Raw genomic sequence first — 16,377 nt, forward strand, 5'->3', positions numbered from 1 at the left:
CTGCCGAGCGAAGCGAGGCGGGCGCATGAGCACCGGCACCGTTCTGTCCACCCTCACCCGGCGTGGCCGGGGCCAACTCCCCATGCTGGTCACCTCGGTGCTGCTGGTGGTGATGTTCGCGGCCGGATCGCTGAACTACGAGGGGTTCTTCTCCGGGCAGGTCCTGCTCAACCTGTTGATCGACAACGGCTTCCTGCTGGTGGTCGCGGTCGGCATGACCTTCGTGATCCTCACCGGCGGCATCGACCTGTCGGTCGGCGCGATGGTCGCGCTGTCCACCATGCTCTCCGCCTGGCTGGTCCAACTTCACGGCTGGCCGCCGCTGTTGGTGATCCCCTTGGTGCTGGCAACCGGCACCGGAGCGGGGCTGGCGATGGGCTGGGTGATCCAGACCTTCGAGATCCAGCCGTTCATCGTGACGCTGGCGGGCATGTTCCTGGCCCGCGGCCTGTGCTACACCATCAGCACCGACTCGATCTCGATCACCGACCCTACGTACACGGCGATGGCCCAGACCCACATCCCGCTGGGGGAGTTGTTCATCTCCCCGAGTGTGCTGATCGCCCTGCTGGTGGTGGCCGCCGGGTTCACCGTGCTGCACCACACCAGGTTCGGCCGGAACGTGTACGCGCTCGGTGGCAGTGAGCAGTCCGCGATGCTGATGGGCCTGCCGGCCGGCCGCACCAAGATCGCGGTGTACGGCGTGAGCGGTTTCTGCTCGGCGCTCGGTGGCGTGCTGATGACCTTCTACATGCTCTCCGGCTACGGACTCCACGCGGTGGGGCTGGAGTTGGACGCGATCGCGGCCGTGGTGATCGGCGGCACCCTGCTGAGCGGCGGCTCCGGCTACCTGCTCGGCACCGTGCTGGGAGTCCTGGTGCTCGGCCTGATCCAGACCGTGATCAGCTTCCAGGGCACGCTCAGTTCCTGGTGGACCAGGATCGTGATCGGCGCGCTGCTGTTCATCTTCATCGTGCTCCAGAGGGTCATGACGGCCCGCCGGCGCCGCCGGTAGCGCCGTACCCAGACCCCGCTCACCGGGCCGTCCACCCCGCTTCGGCCGGCCCGGTCCGCGCGGCCCCGTCCGTTCGGACGGGCAGACCGGCCGCCGGGCCCGCACCGTCGCGGACCCTCCCGGCGGCCGGTACCAGACCCTCCTCCCCTGAAGGACATGAACGTGCCACCAATTTCCTCCTCCCCGGAGCGCCACGTCGTCGGCGTGGACTTCGGTACCCTCTCCGGCCGCGCCGTGGTGGTCCGGGTCAGCGACGGCGAGGAGCTGGGCACCGCCGTCCACGAGTACCGGCACGGAGTGATCGAGACCCGACTGCCCGGAACCGGGCAGCAGCTGCCGCCGGACTGGGCGCTCCAGCACCCGGCCGACTGGCGTCAGGTGCTGCGGACCGCGGTCCCCGCCGCGCTGGCCGCCGCCGGTGTCGACCCGGCCTCCGTGATCGGCATCGCCACCGACTTCACCGCCTGCACCGTACTGCCGGTCACCGCCGACGGCACCCCGCTGGCCGAGACCGCGCTGGCCGACCGCCCGCATGCCTGGCCCAAGCTGTGGAAGCACCACGCCGCGCAGGAGCAGGCCGACCGGATCAACGAACTCGCCCACCGGCGCGGCGAGAAGTGGATCTCCCGGTACGGCGGGAAGATCTCCGCCGAGTGGCAGTTCGCCAAGGCCCTCCAGCTGTTGGAGGAGGACCCGGGCGTCTACGCCGCCACCGAGCGCTGGATCGAGGCCGCCGACTGGATCGTCTGGCAGCTCACCGGCGCCGAGAGCCGCAACACCTGCACCGCCGGGTACAAGGGCATCTTCCAGGACGGCGAGTACCCCTCGGAGGAGTACCTCGCCGCACTCAACCCGGCGTTCGCCGACTTCGCCCGCACCCGGCTGGCCCATCGGCTCTCCCCGCTCGGCTCCCGGGTCGGCAGCCTCACCGCCGAATCCGCCGCCTGGACCGGCCTGCCCGAGGGCATCGCGGTGGCAGCCGGCAACGTCGACGCCCACGTCGCCGCTCCCGCCGCGCAGGCGGTCGAGAACGGCCGGTTGCTGGCCATCATGGGGACCTCCACCTGCCACGTGGTCAACGGCGCCACCCTGGCGGACGTCCCCGGCATCTGCGGCGTGGTGGACGGCGGCATCGTCGAGGGCGCCTATGGCTACGAGGCCGGACAGAGCGCGGTCGGCGACATCTTCGCCTGGTGGCTGAGCCAGGGCATGCCCACCGAGTACGTCGCCGAGGCCGCGGCCACCGGCGAGGACGCCCACCAGCTGCTCAGCCGCAAGGGCGCCAGCCAGCCGGTCGGCGGGCACGGCCTGGTCGCCCTGGACTGGTTGAACGGCAACCGCTCCACCCTGGTCGACCACCATCTCTCCGGCGTGATCGTCGGCCTCACCCTGGCCACCCGGCCCGAGGACGTCTACCGGGCCCTGCTGGAGGCCACCGCCTTCGGCACCCGCACCATCGTCGAGGCACTGGAGCAGGGTGGCGTCCCGGTCACCGAGTTCATCGTCACCGGCGGGCTGAAGAAGAACCCGCTGCTGATGCAGATCTACGCCGACGTGCTGCGCCGCCCGATCTCGCTCGCGGTCTCCGCCCAGGGCCCGGCGCTGGGCTCGGCGATCCACGCCGCGGTGGCGGCGGGCGCCCACCCCGACGTGCGCACCGCCGCCGCCGCGATGGGCCGGGTCGAGCGCGCCGCCTACCGGCCCGACCCGGACCGCGCCGACGGCTACGACGTGCTGTTCGCCGAGTACCGCGAACTGCACGAGCACTTCGGCACCGCCGCCGACAAGCAGCTGCACCGGCTGCGCCGCATCCGCAACGCCGCCCTGGCGAAGGCCGCTCCGACCCAGAACAGCGAGGAATCATGACCGACCTGATCGACCTGATCCGCCGTCAGGTCAGTGAGTTGCACCACGAGTTGGTGCGCTACGGCCTGGTGGTCTGGACCGCCGGGAACGTCTCCGCCCGGGTGCCCGGCGAGGACCTGATGGTGATCAAGCCGAGCGGCGTCTCGTACGACGAGCTGTCGCCGGAGAACATGATCCTCTGTGACCTGGACGGCACCGTGGTCGAGGGCGTCCACTCGCCCTCCTCCGACACCGCCGCCCACGCCTACGTCTACCGGCACCTGCCCGAGGTCGGGGGAGTGGTCCACACCCACTCCACCTATGCCTGCGCCTGGGCCGCCCGCGGCGAGGCGGTGCCCTGCGTGCTGACCGCGATGGCCGACGAGTTCGGCGCCGAGATCCCGATCGGCCCGTTCGCCCTGATCGGCGACGACTCGATCGGCCGCGGCATCGTGGACACCCTGCGCGGCCACCGTTCGCCCGCCGTGCTGATGAAGAGCCACGGCGTCTTCACCATCGGCAAGGACGCCAAGGCCGCCGTCAAGGCCGCCGTGATGTGCGAGGACGTCGCCCGCACGGTGCACATCTCCCGCCAGCTGGGCGAACCCCTGCCGATCGCCCAGGCGGACATCGACAGCCTCAACTTCCGCTACCAGAACGTGTACGGCCAGCAGTCCGGCCGGTGAGGAGCCCCACCATGAAGACGATCGAAGACCGCGAGGTCTGGTTCCTCACCGGCAGCCAGGGTCTGTACGGCGAGGAGACGCTGCGTCAGGTCGCCGAGCAGTCCCGGCGGATCGCCGAGCAGCTGGACGGCTCCCCGGAGCTGCCCGTCAAGGTCATCTGGAAGCCGGTGCTCACCGACGCCGGAGCGATCCGCCGGATCTGCCTGGAGGCCAACGCGGCCGACGAGTGCATCGGCCTGATCGCCTGGATGCACACCTTCTCCCCGGCCAAGATGTGGATCGCCGGGCTGGACGCGCTGCGCAAGCCGCTGCTCCACCTGCACACCCAGGCCAACGTCGCACTGCCCTGGTCCACCATCGACATGGACTTCATGAACCTGAACCAGGCCGCCCACGGCGACCGCGAGTTCGGCTACATCCAGTCCCGCCTCGGTGTCGCCCGCAAGACCGTCGCCGGGCACGTCAGCGACCCGGTGACCACCACCCGGATCTCCTCCTGGGCCCGCGCGGCAGCCGGCCGGGCCGAGCTGGCCACCCTCAAGCTGGCCCGGTTCGGCGACAACATGCGCGATGTCGCCGTCACCGAGGGCGACAAGGTCGAGGCCCAGCTCCGGTTCGGCGTCTCGGTCAACACCTACGGCGTCAACGACCTGGTCGAGGTGGTCGACGCTGCCTCCGACGCCGAGATCTCCGATCTGGTCAAGGAGTACGAGGACAGCTACCGCCTCGCCCCCGCCCTGCGTCCGGGCGGCGAGCGGCACGAGTCCCTGCGGTACGCGGCCCGGATCGAGGCCGGTCTGCGCACCTTCCTGACCGAGGGCGGCTTCCGGGCCTTCACCACCAACTTCGAGGACCTCGGCGGCCTGCGCCAGCTCCCCGGCCTGGCCGTCCAGCGGCTGATGGCCGACGGCTACGGCTTCGGCGGTGAGGGTGACTGGAAGACCTCGGTGCTGCTGCGCACCCTCAAGGTGACCGCCACCGGCCTGCCCGGCGGCACCTCCTTCATGGAGGACTACACCTACCACCTGGAGCCCGGGCAGGAGTTGATCCTCGGCGCGCACATGCTGGAGGTCTGCCCGAGCATCGCCGCCGCCACCCCGTCCTGCGAGGTGCACCCGCTCGGCATCGGCGGCCGGGAGGACCCGGTCCGACTGGTCTTCGACGCCGCGCCCGGGCCGGCCGTGGTGGCCGGTCTGGCCGACATGGGTGACCGGTTCCGCCTGGTCGCCAACGAGATCGACGTGGTCGACCCGTCCGAGCCGCTGCCCAAGCTCCCGGTGGCCCGCGCGGTCTGGAAGCCCCGGCCCGACTTCCGCACCTCGGCCGAGGCCTGGCTGGCGGCCGGCGCCCCGCACCACACGGTGCTCTCCAGCGCGCTGGGCGCCGAGCAGCTCGACGACCTGGCCGAGATGCTCGCCACCGAGCTGGTGCTGATCGACTCCGGTACCACCATCCGGCAGTTCACCCGCGAGCTGCGCTGGAACCAGGCCTACCACCGGCTGGCCCAGGGCTTCTGATCCTGCGTCATCCGCTCGGGGCGGCACCTGGACCGGTGCCGCCCCACGGCGTTTTCATGAGAGGGAGCACCGCGCCATGACCGCTGAGCTGACCATCCACCAGTACTCCGCCGGTGAGCTGCCCGACGGGAGCACGATCGACCGCTGGGTCTTCGGCGCCGCCGGCGGGGTCACCGCGGAGGTGCTGAGCCTGGGTGCCCGGCTGCAGTCCCTGCATGCCCCGGACCGGGACGGGCGCCGGGCCAACGTACTGCTCGGCGGCAGCTCGGTAGCCGAACTGCTGGATGGGGCAGCCTACTTCGGCGCCACTGTGGGCCGTTACGGCAACCGGATCGCAGGCGGTCTGCTGCCGCTGGACGGCACCGTGCACCGGCTCGCGGCCCAGCAGAACGGCCACACCCTGCACGGCGGCCCGGACGGCTTCGCCACCCGGCTGTGGACCGGCGAGGCGGTGACGGAGGACGGCCGGGTCGGCGTCCGGCTCACGCTGCACAGCCCCGACGGCGACCAGGGCTTCCCCGGGGCGCTCGACGTGACGGTGAGCTACCTGCTGGACCAGCACGGCGAGTTGACCATCTCGTACGGCGCCACGACCGACGCGCCGACCGTGGTCAACCTGACCAACCACGCCTACTTCAACCTCGGCGGCGAGGGCAGCGGCCTGATCCTGGACCACCTGCTCCGGGTCGAGGCCGACGCCTACCTCCCGGTGGACCCCACCCTGATCCCGCTCGGCGCACCCGAACCGGTCAGGGGCACCGTTTTCGACCTCACCACGGTGGCCGGCCTCGGGGGCCGGCTGTCCGCCGCCGACCCGCAGCTCTGGCTGGCCGGGGACGGCTTCGACCACAACTGGGTGCTCCGCCCCGGCGAGGGCCTGCGGCAGGCCGCCACCCTCCACCACCCGGCCAGCGGACGGCGGTTGGACTGCCTGACCACCGAGCCCGGCCTCCAGGTCTACACCGGCAACCACTTCGACGGCTCGCTGATCGGCCCCGGCGGCAGCCGCTACCGGGCCTACGCGGGCATCGCGCTGGAGACCCAGCACTTCCCCGACTCCCCGCACTTCCCGGACTACCCCTCCACCGTGCTCCGCCCCGGCGAGCGCTACGAGTCGACCACGGTCTACCGGATCTCGGTGGAGTAGCCCCCCACCCCCCAGGAGAGCTCAGATGACCAGGAACCGTCTGCTCGCCGTCGGCGCCGCCGTACTGGCCACCACCCTGCTGCCGGTCTCCCCGGCCGGGGCCGCCACCCCCGCCTCGCCCGCCGTTTCGTACAGCAACACCCTGATCGAGAAGCGCGCCGACGCGCAGATCTACAAGCACACCGACGGCTTCTACTACTTCACCGCCACCGCCCCCGAGTACGACCGGATCATCCTGCGCCGCTCGGCCACCATCCAGGGCCTGGCCACCGCCCCCGAGACGGTGATCTGGACCAAGCACGCCGCCGGCGCGATGGGCGCGCACATCTGGGCGCCGGAGATCCACTTCATCGACGGCAGGTGGTACGTCTACTTCGCGGCGGGCAGCACCACCGACATCTGGAAGATCCGGATGTACGTGCTGGAAAGCTCGGACGCCAACCCCGTCACCGGCAGCTGGACCGAGAAGGGCCAGATCGCCACCCCGATGGACAGCTTCGCGCTGGACGCCACCACCTTCACGGTGAACGGCACCCGCTACCTGAGCTGGGCCCAGCAGGACCCGGCGATCGCCACCAACTCCAACGTCTACCTCGCCAAGTTGAGCAACCCGTGGACCCTCGCGGGTACCCCGGTGCGGCTCACCGTGCCGACGCTGAGCTGGGAGACCGTCGGCTACAAGGTCAACGAGGGCCCGGCGGTGATCCAGCACGGCGGCAAGGTCTTCCTCAGCTACTCGGCCTCCGCCACCGACAGCAACTACTGCCTGGGCCTGCTCTCCGCCTCGGCCTCCGCCGACCTGCTCGACCCGGCCGCCTGGAGCAAGAGCCCCACCCCGGTCTTCAAGAGCAACGCCAACACCGGCCAGTACGGCCCCGGGCACAACCAGTTCACCGTCTCGGAGGACGGCAGGAGCGACATCCTGGTCTACCACGACCGCGGCTACCAGGCCATCAACGGCGACCCGCTGAACGACCCCAACCGCCGCACCCGGGTGCAGAAGCTCTACTGGAACGCCGACGGCACCCCCAACTTCGGCATCCCGATGCCCGACGGCACCACCCCGAAGCGGCTCTCCTCCTACAACTTCCCGGACCGCTACATCCGCCACTGGGAGTACCGCGCCCGCCTGGACGCCGACGTCACCAACCTGGCCGACTCGCAGTTCCGCACCGTCCCCGGTCTCTCCGGCTCCGGCACGGTCTCCCTGGAGTCCGCCAACTTCCCCGGCTACTACCTGCGTTCGCGCCCCAACGGCGAGGTCTGGGTGGACAAGAGCGACGGCTCCACCGCCTTCGAGGACAGCGCCAGCTTCTTCCAGCGCTCCGGCCTGGCCGACTCGGCCGCCGTCTCCTACGAGTCCTACAGCCTGCCGGGCCAGTACGTCCGGCACTACGACTACCTGCTCCGCGTGGAGGTCGTGACCACCACGGTCGGCAAGGCCGACGCGACCTTCTACCAGCAGTGACACCCCACCCCGTCCGGCCGTGATCTGACGCCAGGTCACGGCCGGACCCGTACCCGAGGAGTGCCCCCCATGTCCAAGCTCCGCCACCTGGCCGCCGCGGCCGCCGTCACCCTGACCGTACTGCCCGCCGTCCCGGCCGAGGCCGCCGCGCCGCCGGCCGGGACCGCAACCCGGTACACCATGACCGCGTTCACCAACAGCAGCGAATCCAACATGTACGTCTACGACTCCCCGGACGCCACCGGCTACCGCGTCGTCAAGTCCTCGGCGTACACCCCGCCTTCGGGCCTGATCCGGGACCCGAGCATCATCCGGCACACCGACGGCCGGTACTATCTCACCTACACCACCAACTGGTCCGGCAACACCATCGGCTTCGCCACCAGCACCGACCGGGTGAACTGGACCTTCCTCGGCAACCACACCATCCCGCTGGCCGGCCTCCAGCGCACCTGGGCGCCCGAGTGGCACGTCGACTCCGACGGCAGCGTCAACGTGATCGTCTCGCTCTCCACCTCCGCCTCCGGCGCCGACTTCGCGCCGTACCGGCTGACCGCCACCAACTCCGCTCTCACCAGCTGGAGTTCACCGACGCCGCTGGCCGGGATCACCGGCAACCACATCGACACCTTCGTGGTGAAGATCGGCTCGACCTATCACGCGATCACCAAGAACGAGACCACCAAGTACCTGGAGCACGCCACCGCCACCAGCCTCGGCGGCCCCTACACCGTCACCGGCACCGGCGACTGGGCCGGTTTCGGCAACTGGGTCGAGGGCCCGGCGCTGGTCCAGCTCGACAACGGCGGCTGGCGGATCTACTACGACGGCTACTCCGCCCACAAGTACTACTACAGCGACAGCTACGACGGCCTGTCCACCTGGACCACCCCCACCGAACTGCCCGGACTCAGAGGCTTCGCCCGTCACTTCACCGTGCTCCGGGAGACGGTACCCGGCGGTGCCACCCTCCCGGTGAACACCACCCGTTCTCTTCAGTCGGTCAACTACCCCTCCCGCTACCTCAGTTCGGACGGCAGCCTAGCCACCGTGACCTCCTCCAGCAGCACCGCCGCCAAGCAGGCCGCCAGCTTCACCGTGGTCCCCGGCCTGGCCGACCCCAACTGCCACTCGCTGCGCGCCGCCGACGGCCGCTACCTGCGGCACTGGGACTTCAAGCTCCGGCTGGGCACGGACGACGGTTCTGCCGTCTTCACGGGCGACGCCACCTTCTGCCCGCGCCCCGGCTCGGCGGCCGGGTCGGTCTCGCTGGAGTCCTACAACTACCCCGGCCGCTACCTGCGGCACTACGACTACCAGTTGAGCCTGGACGTCTACCAGGACAACGACACCTTCCGCGCCGACAGCTCCTTCCAGGCCGGCAGCCCCTGGAGCTGAGTACACGCGGAACTGCCCGGCTCCCCTCCGAGGGGAGCCGGGCAGTTCCGTTGGGGGGCAGGCCGCTACGAACCGGCCTTGCGCTTGTTGTAGACGTCGAAGCCGACCGCGGCCAGCAGCACCAGGCCCTTGATCACCTGCTGGTAGTCGGTGCCGACACCGACCAGCGACATGCCGTTGTTGAGCACGCCGAGCACCAGGCCGCCGATGATCGCGCCGAGCACCGTGCCCACCCCGCCGCTGGCCGAGGCGCCGCCGATGAAGGCCGCCGCGATGGCCTCCAGCTCGAAGTTGATCCCGGCCTGCGGGGTGCCCGCGTTGAGCCGGGCCGCGAAGACCAGACCGGCCAGCGCGGCCAGCACGCCCATGTTGACGAAGGCCAGGAAGACCACCCGCTTGCTCTTCACGCCGGAGAGCTTGGCCGCCGCCTCGTTGCCGCCGATCGCATAGGTGTGGCGGCCCAGGATCGAGTTGCGCATCAGGTAGCCGAAGCCGACCAGCAGCGCACCGAGGATCAGCAGGACGATCGGCACCCCGTGGTAGCTGGCCAGCAGCAGGGTGAAGGCCAGCACCGCCACCGCGATCGCCGCAAGCTTGGCCGCGAACAGCCCGGCCGGCAGCAGCACCAGCCCGTACGAGGCGGCCTGCCGGCGTCCGCGGACCTCCTGGAGCACCGCCACGGCCAGCACGGCCGCGCCGATCAGCAGGGTCAGGTTGTGGTAGTTGGTGTGCGGGCCGACCTGCGGCAGGAACCCGCTGCTGATCTTCTGGAACCCGGCCGGGAACGGTGCCACCGACTGGCCCTGCAGCAGGATCTGGGTGCCGCCGCGGAACAGCAGCATCCCGGCCAGCGTCACGATGAACGACGGGATGCCGATGTAGGCGATCCAGAAGCCCTGCCAGGCACCGGCCAGTGCGCCGATCAGCAGCGCCGCGACCAGCGCCACCGGCCACGGCACCTGGCCCTTGACCATCATCACCGCCGACGCCGCACCGACGAAGGCGGCCAGCGAGCCGACCGAGAGGTCGATGTGGCCGGCGATGATGACGATCATCATGCCGATGGCCAGGATGAGGATGTAGCCGTTCTGCTGGATCAGGTTGGTGATGTTCAACGGCTGGAGCAGAATGCCGCCGGTCCAGATCTGGAACAGCAGCACGATCAGGGCCAGCGCGCCGAGCATGCCGTACTGGCGGACGTTGCCCCGCAGTACGGTGGTCAACAGCCCGACCGGATCAGGCCGTTCGGTCTTCTGCGGGATCTCGGTGGTCATCTGGGCCATGCCTTACACCTGCTCGTGTCGTCGGTCCGCGGTCTGGGTCATCAGCCGCATCAGGGATTCCTGGGTCGCCTCGGCCCTGCTCACCTCACCGGTGATCCGGCCCTCGGCCATGGTGTAGATCCGGTCGCACAGACCGAGCAGCTCGGGTAGTTCGGACGAGATCACCAGCACGGCCCGTCCCTGGGCGGCCAGGTCGGCGATCACCGTGTAGATCTCCGCCTTGGCGCCGATGTCGATGCCCCGGGTCGGTTCGTCGAGGATCAGCACCTCGGGCTCGGTGAAGATCCACTTGCTCAGTACGACCTTCTGCTGGTTGCCGCCGCTGAGTTTGCCGGTCTGTGCGAAGACCGAGGGCGCCTTGATGTTCATGGCCTCGCGGAACCGCTCGGCCACCCTGGTCTCCTCGTGCCGGTTCACCCAGCCGCGCCGGGCCACTTTGCCGAGCGCGCTCAGCGAGATGTTCCGACTGATGTCGTCCATCAGGTTGAGCCCGAGCTGCTTGCGGTCCTCGGTGACGTAGGCGAGGCCGTGGCCGATCGCCTCCGGCACCGTTCGGGTGCGGATCTCCCGCCCGTCCAGCAGCACCCGGCCACCGGTGTACCGGCCGTAGGAGCGGCCGAACACGCTCATCGCGAGCTCGGTGCGGCCGGCGCCCATCAGGCCGGCGATGCCCACGATCTCGCCGCGGCGGACGTTCAGCGAAGCCCCGTCCACCACCTTGCGCTGCTGGTCGATCGGGTGGCGCACCGTCCAGTCCTCGATCGCCAGCGCGACCTCGCCGATCTCGGGAGTGCGTTCGGGGTAGCGGTGCTCCAGGTCGCGGCCGACCATGCCGCGGATGATCCGGTCCTCGCTGATGCCCTGGACCGGGATGGACTCGATGGTCCGGCCGTCCCGCAGGATGGTCACCGAGTCGGCCACCCGGGCGATCTCGTTGAGCTTGTGCGAGATGATGATGCAGGCGATGCCCTGGGCCTTGAGCTCCAGGATCAGGTCGAGCAGCTGGCGGCTGTCCTCGTCGTTCAGTGCGGCGGTCGGCTCGTCCAGGATCAGCAGTCTGACCTCCTTGGCCAGTGCCTTGGCGATCTCGACCAGCTGCTGCTTGCCCACCCCGATGTCGGCGATCCGGGTCTGCGGGTGCTCCGGCAGGCCGACCCGGCGGAGCAGCTCGGTGGCGTGGGTGAGGGTCCGGTGCCAGTCGATCCGGCCGCGCCGGGCGTGCTCGTTGCCGAGGAAGATGTTCTCGGCGATCGACAGGTAGGGCACCAGGGCGAGTTCCTGATGGATGATCACGATGCCGCGCCGCTCGCTGGCCCGGATGTCCCGGAACTCGCAGGGCTCGCCCTCGAAGAGGATGTCGCCCTGGTAGGAGCCGTGCGGATGGACGCCGCTGAGCACCTTCATCAGGGTCGACTTCCCGGCGCCGTTCTCGCCGCAGATCGCGTGCACCTCACCGCGCGCCACGCTCAGGTTGACGTCGGAGAGCGCCAGGACGCCGGGGAAGGTCTTGGTGATCGAACGCATCTCCAGGATGGGTCCGGCCATGGTGGTGGTTCCGTTCGCCGGGGGTGGTCCCGGGCCCGTTGTGGCAGGGCCGGGACCACCGGTCTTGGTGGGGCGGCTACTTGACCTGGTCGGCGGTGTACTGCCCGCCGTCGATCAGCACCTTGCGGTAGTTCTCCTTGTCCACGCTCACGGGCTGCAGCAGGTAGGCGGGCACGGTCTTGGCGCCGTTCTGGTACTGGCTGGTGTCGTTGACCTCCGGCTTGCCGCCGGTGAGCACCGCGTCGCCCATCTGCACCGCCACCTTGGCGAGTTCGCGGGTGTCCTTGTAGACGGTCTGGGTCTGCTCGCCCGCGATGATGGACTTCACCGAGGCCAGCTCGGCATCCTGCCCGGTGACCACCGGGAGGGTCTTGCCGGCGCTGCCGTACCCGACCCCCTTGAGCGAGGAGAGGATGCCGATCGAGATGCCGTCGTACGGCGAGAGCACCGCGTCCACCTGGGCGGCGGTGTACGCCTTGCTGAGCAGGTTGTCCATCCGGGACTGGGCCACCCCGCCGTCCCAGCGCAGGGTGGCGACCTGGTTGAAGGCGGTCTGGCCGCTCTGCACGACGAGCTTCTTGTCGTCCAGGTAGGGCTTGAGCACGCTCATCGCGCCGTTGAAGAAGAAGGTGGCGTTGTTGTCGTCCGGGGAGCCGGCGAACAGCTCGATGTTGAACGGGCCCTTGCCGTCCTTGAGGCCGAGCTTGTCGACGATGTAACTTCCCTGCAGCACACCGACCTTGAAGTTGTCGAAGGTGGCGTAGTAGTCGACGTTCACGGTGCCGCGGATCAGGCGGTCGTAGGAGATGACCGGGATCTTGGCGTCTGCGGCCTTCTGCAGCACGTTGGTCAGCGAGGAGCCGTCGATGGCGGCGACCACCAAGAGCTTGGCACCCTTGGTGATCATGTTCTCCAGCTGGGAGACCTGGTTCTCCACCACGTTGTCGCCGTACTGGAGGTCGGTCTTGTAGCCCTTGGCCTGGAACTCCTTGGCGATGTTGTTGCCGTCGTTGATCCAGCGCTCGGAGGACTTGGTGGGCATGGCGATGCCGACCAGACCGCCCTTGGCGTCGCCGCTCTTGGCCGGGGCGTCGCCGACGCCGTTGGCGCTCTGGCCGCAGGCGGCCAAGGTCAGGGAGAGGCCCGCCGCCGCGAGACCGATCGAGAGCTTTCGCACAGTTCCTCCAGGGATGGTTCCGCGCCGCGGTGTGGGCGGGGCGGTACCTGAGTGTTAACGCTCACAGAATGGTCGTCAAGGGTCGGGAGATCACCGTTCCGTCTCGTCTCCGTGCGCTTGACGCGGCGATTGTTAGCGTTAACAATTCCGGTCTGAGGCCCATGCACTCGCGGCGCCGCAGGCTCAGCGCAGGAGCGGGTGCGGTGAGGTGCGGCCACCAGCTCCCAGGAGGTCGGGGAGGTGGCGCGGGCCGCGATGGGTGCGGCCGGGGCGGCGGGCAGCTGACGGACCGTTGAGAGCGCCGTGCCGATCCCCGTCACGTGCCGCCTCCCCGCGCGGATCTGCTCAGACTCCGTGCGGGGCCTGCTGGAGGGCCCCGGCTCGATGCAGGGTGTCCGCGATCCGCCCGAGCGTGGCCTCGTCCTGGGGAACGGGCTCCAGCAGGGGGCCCTCGGCGGTCCGCCAGCGCCGGGCGACGGCGTCGGCGGACTCGCCGGTGAGCAGCGCGGCCGCCTGGGCGGCGGCGCCCAGAGCGACCAGCTCCTCGGCCGCGGGCACCTGGACCGCGCGGCCGGACAGCCGGAGTACGGTCTGCTGCCAGGCCCGACCGCGGGCGCCGCCGCCGATCAGCAGCAGCGGCCGGTCGTCGTCCGGGCTCTGGCCGCCGGCGCGCAGCACGTCCGCCAGTGCGGTCAGCAGGGCGTGCGCGGCGCCGTCGTAAGCGGCCTGGAGCAGCTGGCCCGGTGTGGTGTCGTGGCGCAGCCCGTGCACCAGGCCGGAGGCGCCGGGGAGGTCGGGGGTGCGCTCGCCGTCCAGGTAGGGGAGGACCACGGCGGTGCCGCCGTCCTCGACCTGCTCGCGGTCCCGGCCGAGCAGGGCGGCGAACCGGTCGACCGCCAGCGTGCAGTTGAGCGTGCAGGCCAGGGGCAGCCAGCCGCACAGCGCGTCGGCGAAGCCGGCCACTGTCCCGCTCGGGTCGGCGGGCCGGGAGCTGCCGACGGCGTAGACGGTGCCGGAGGTGCCGAGGCTGAGCACCGGCTGACCGGGTGTCAGGCCGAGGCCGAGGGCGGCTGCCATGTTGTCCCCGGTGCCGGTGGCCACCGGTGTGCCCGCGCGCAGCGGCGAGCCGGGGCGGGCGGTGCCGGCCCGGGCTCCGGCGGGGAGGACCGGCGGCAGCAGGGCCGGATCGAGACCGATCCGGGCGAGGACGTCCTGGTCGTAGCCGTCCGGTCCCCACCAGCCGGTGCCCGAGGCGTCGCCGCGGTCGGTGGCCGCTCCGCCGGTCAGACGCTCCGTCAGGAAGTCGTGCGGCAGCCGGACCGCGGCCGTGCGGGCGGCGGCCTCCGGATCGTCGGCCCGGAGCCAGGCCCACTTGGCGGCGGTGAAGGCGGCGGTGGGCACGCTGCCGGTACGGGCGGCCAGCTCCGCTGCGCCGAACTCGGCGCGCAGGGCGGCGGCCTGCGGGGCGGCCCGGACGTCGTTCCAGAGCAGGGCCGGGCGCACCGGTCGGGCGGCCGCGTCCAGGGTGACCAGGCCGTGCTGCTGGCCGGCCACCGAGCAGGCGGCCGCGCGGTCCGCCCAGCCGGTGTCGGAGACGGCCGCCTCCAGGGCCTGCCACCACTGCTCGGGATCGCTCTCCCGGCCGGGGCCGGTGCTCACGGTGTGCGGGGCGCGGCCGTGGCCCAGCACGGCGCCGGAGTCCACGTCGACGGCCAGCGCCTTGGTGGACTGGGTGGAGCTGTCGATGCCGATGACGACCTGCCGAGCTGCCATGCGTTTCCTCCCGCGGGGTTTCCTTCGGACGGCTCCGCATACTAGTTTGTTTTTCGCCCTGACAAACAGTCCTCGCACTGATCCGGAGCCGCTCGATGACCACCGATCCGCTCGTTCCCACCCCCGCGCACCGCTTCACCTTCGGCCTGTGGACCGTCGGTTGGCAGGGGCGCGACCCGTTCGGCGACGCCACCCGGCCCGCGCTCGACCCGGTCGAGACGGTGCAGCGGCTGGCCGCCCTCGGCGCCCACGGCGTGACCTTCCACGACGACGACCTGATCCCGTTCGGCGCGGGCGAGGCCGAGCGGGAGCAGACCGTCAAGCGCTTCCGCGCGGCGCTGGACGCCGCCGGCCTGAAGGTGCCGATGGCCACCACCAACCTGTTCACCCACCCGGTCTTCAAGGACGGCGCGTTCACCGCCAACGATCGCGACGTCCGCCGCTACGCGCTGCGCAAGACCATCCGCACCATCGACCTGGCGGCCGAGCTCGGCGCCACGACCTACGTCGCCTGGGGTGGCCGGGAGGGCGCCGAGTCCGGCGCGGCCAAGGACGTGCGCACCGCACTCGACCGGCTGAAGGAGGCCTTCGACCTGCTCGGCGAGTACGTCGAGGCACAGGGCTACGACCTCCGGTTCGCCATCGAGCCCAAGCCGAACGAGCCGCGCGGCGACATCCTGCTGCCGACGGTCGGTCACGCCCTGGCGTTCATCAACGAGCTGGAACGCCCGGACCGGGTCGGACTCAATCCGGAGGTCGGCCACGAGCAGATGGCCGGGCTGAACTTCCCGCACGGCATCGCCCAGGCGCTCTGGCACGGCAAGCTGTTCCACATCGACCTGAACGGGCAGTCCGGCATCAAGTACGACCAGGACCTCCGCTTCGGCGCCGGTGACCTGCGCCAGGCGTTCTGGCTGGTCGACCTGCTGGAGAGCGCCGGCTACGACGGCCCGAAGCACTTCGACTTCAAGCCGCCGCGCACCGAGGACTTCGACGGCGTGTGGGCCTCGGCGGCCGCCTGCATGCGCAACTACCTGCTGCTGGCCGAGCGTTCGCGGGCCTTCCGGGCGGATCCGGAGGTCCGGGCCGCGCTCGCCGCTTCCCGGCTGCCCGAGCTGGCCCAGCCCACCGCGGCCGACGGCCTGGCCGGGCTGCTGGCCGACCGGTCCGCCTTCGAGGGATTCGACGTGGACGCCGCGGCGGACCGCGGGATGGCCTTCGAGCAGCTGGACCAGCTGGCCCTGGAGCACCTGCTCGGCGCCCGCTGACCCCGGGCGGCCCGGGCGGGTTTCCGGTCGGCTGGACATCCCCGTCCTTGTGTTCGGGGCCGCCGGCGGGATCGTCCGTCGGCCGTGGGAGCAGGCCGGTATGAGGCTGCCGCAGATCGGTGGACCCCGGCGACCGGTCCCGGGTCGGCGGCGGCTCCGTCGGCGGCGGTGAGCCGCTCGTCGGTCAGCTGCAGGGTGGCCGCCCGGTACTGCCGCTGATGGCCGCTCAGGTGTGCGGCGCGCAGCCACCCGTAC

General features: G+C 70.8%; 12 protein-coding genes. 8 read left to right on the forward strand and 4 right to left on the reverse strand.

What is annotated here, in order from left to right; translation table 11 throughout:
- Positions 1–25: 25 nt before the first annotated feature.
- The 7 genes from yjfF (at position 26) to ACIRPK_RS16800 (ending at position 9,076) form a co-directional block, all read left to right on the forward strand.
- The gene (gene yjfF / locus ACIRPK_RS16770; RefSeq protein WP_403038968.1) at positions 26–1,015 is read left to right on the forward strand and encodes a galactofuranose ABC transporter, permease protein YjfF; all 990 of its coding nucleotides are present in this window, start codon (positions 26–28) and stop codon (positions 1,013–1,015) included.
- Between the two features lie 156 nt (positions 1,016–1,171).
- Positions 1,172–2,881, forward strand: coding sequence for a ribulokinase (locus ACIRPK_RS16775; protein ID WP_403038970.1), 1,710 nt, complete (start codon positions 1,172–1,174; stop codon positions 2,879–2,881).
- A complete protein-coding gene (locus ACIRPK_RS16780) occupies positions 2,878–3,546 on the forward strand; it encodes an L-ribulose-5-phosphate 4-epimerase (protein ID WP_403038973.1) in 669 nt (222 codons plus the stop codon). Before ACIRPK_RS16775 ends, ACIRPK_RS16780 begins: the two co-directional genes overlap by 4 nt.
- 11 nt (positions 3,547–3,557) lie before the next feature.
- Positions 3,558–5,063, forward strand: coding sequence for an L-arabinose isomerase (gene araA, locus ACIRPK_RS16785; RefSeq protein WP_403038976.1), 1,506 nt, complete (start codon positions 3,558–3,560; stop codon positions 5,061–5,063).
- A gap of 76 nt (positions 5,064–5,139) precedes the next feature.
- Positions 5,140–6,210, forward strand: coding sequence for an aldose epimerase family protein (locus ACIRPK_RS16790; protein WP_403038979.1), 1,071 nt, complete (start codon positions 5,140–5,142; stop codon positions 6,208–6,210).
- A 25-nt stretch (positions 6,211–6,235) separates the two neighbouring features.
- Positions 6,236–7,678 carry a family 43 glycosylhydrolase gene (locus tag ACIRPK_RS16795; RefSeq protein WP_403038982.1) on the forward strand — a complete coding sequence of 481 codons (1,443 nt, stop codon included), beginning with the start codon at positions 6,236–6,238 and terminating at the stop codon, positions 7,676–7,678.
- 69 nt (positions 7,679–7,747) lie between these two features.
- Complete coding sequence (locus tag ACIRPK_RS16800; RefSeq protein ID WP_403038984.1) at positions 7,748–9,076, forward strand: glycoside hydrolase family 43 protein; 1,329 nt, start codon at positions 7,748–7,750, stop codon at positions 9,074–9,076.
- A gap of 65 nt (positions 9,077–9,141) precedes the next feature.
- On the opposite strand, the gene mmsB is transcribed toward ACIRPK_RS16800, so the two are convergent.
- The 4 genes from mmsB to xylB form a co-directional block, all read right to left on the reverse strand.
- On the reverse strand, positions 9,142–10,350 hold the full coding sequence (mmsB, locus tag ACIRPK_RS16805) for a multiple monosaccharide ABC transporter permease (protein ID WP_403039185.1): 1,209 nt from the start codon (positions 10,348–10,350) through the stop codon (positions 9,142–9,144).
- A gap of 12 nt (positions 10,351–10,362) precedes the next feature.
- Positions 10,363–11,904 carry a multiple monosaccharide ABC transporter ATP-binding protein gene (gene mmsA / locus ACIRPK_RS16810; protein WP_403038987.1) on the reverse strand — a complete coding sequence of 514 codons (1,542 nt, stop codon included), beginning with the start codon at positions 11,902–11,904 and terminating at the stop codon, positions 10,363–10,365.
- 76 nt (positions 11,905–11,980) lie between these two features.
- Complete coding sequence (chvE, locus tag ACIRPK_RS16815; RefSeq protein WP_403038990.1) at positions 11,981–13,081, reverse strand: multiple monosaccharide ABC transporter substrate-binding protein; 1,101 nt, start codon at positions 13,079–13,081, stop codon at positions 11,981–11,983.
- A 345-nt stretch (positions 13,082–13,426) separates the two neighbouring features.
- On the reverse strand, positions 13,427–14,854 hold the full coding sequence (xylB, locus tag ACIRPK_RS16820) for a xylulokinase (RefSeq protein ID WP_403038992.1): 1,428 nt from the start codon (positions 14,852–14,854) through the stop codon (positions 13,427–13,429).
- Positions 14,855–14,949: 95 nt separating this feature from the next.
- Between xylB and xylA the strand changes: the two genes are divergently transcribed.
- Positions 14,950–16,122: a xylose isomerase gene (gene xylA / locus ACIRPK_RS16825; RefSeq protein ID WP_403038995.1), complete on the forward strand. Its 1,173-nt coding sequence runs from the start codon at positions 14,950–14,952 to the stop codon at positions 16,120–16,122.
- Positions 16,123–16,377: the final 255 nt, after the last annotated feature.

Origin of the sequence: Kitasatospora sp. NPDC101801 (genome assembly GCF_044766665.1) — a bacterium.
Lineage (GTDB): Bacteria > Actinomycetota > Actinomycetes > Streptomycetales > Streptomycetaceae > Kitasatospora.

Excerpts from the sequence above, each read along its gene's own strand:
- yjfF (WP_403038968.1), top strand. The coding sequence starts at position 26 with ATGAGCACCGGCACCGTTCTGTCCACCCTCACCCGGCGTGGCCGGGGC.
- ACIRPK_RS16775 (WP_403038970.1), top strand. The coding sequence starts at position 1,172 with ATGAACGTGCCACCAATTTCCTCCTCCCCGGAGCGCCACGTCGTCGGC.
- ACIRPK_RS16780 (WP_403038973.1), top strand. The coding sequence starts at position 2,878 with ATGACCGACCTGATCGACCTGATCCGCCGTCAGGTCAGTGAGTTGCAC.
- araA (WP_403038976.1), top strand. The coding sequence starts at position 3,558 with ATGAAGACGATCGAAGACCGCGAGGTCTGGTTCCTCACCGGCAGCCAG.
- ACIRPK_RS16790 (WP_403038979.1), top strand. The coding sequence starts at position 5,140 with ATGACCGCTGAGCTGACCATCCACCAGTACTCCGCCGGTGAGCTGCCC.
- ACIRPK_RS16795 (WP_403038982.1), top strand. The coding sequence starts at position 6,236 with ATGACCAGGAACCGTCTGCTCGCCGTCGGCGCCGCCGTACTGGCCACC.
- ACIRPK_RS16800 (WP_403038984.1), top strand. The coding sequence starts at position 7,748 with ATGTCCAAGCTCCGCCACCTGGCCGCCGCGGCCGCCGTCACCCTGACC.
- mmsB (WP_403039185.1), bottom strand. The coding sequence starts at position 10,350 with ATGACCACCGAGATCCCGCAGAAGACCGAACGGCCTGATCCGGTCGGG.
- mmsA (WP_403038987.1), bottom strand. The coding sequence starts at position 11,904 with ATGGCCGGACCCATCCTGGAGATGCGTTCGATCACCAAGACCTTCCCC.
- xylB (WP_403038992.1), bottom strand. The coding sequence starts at position 14,854 with ATGGCAGCTCGGCAGGTCGTCATCGGCATCGACAGCTCCACCCAGTCC.
- xylA (WP_403038995.1), top strand. The coding sequence starts at position 14,950 with ATGACCACCGATCCGCTCGTTCCCACCCCCGCGCACCGCTTCACCTTC.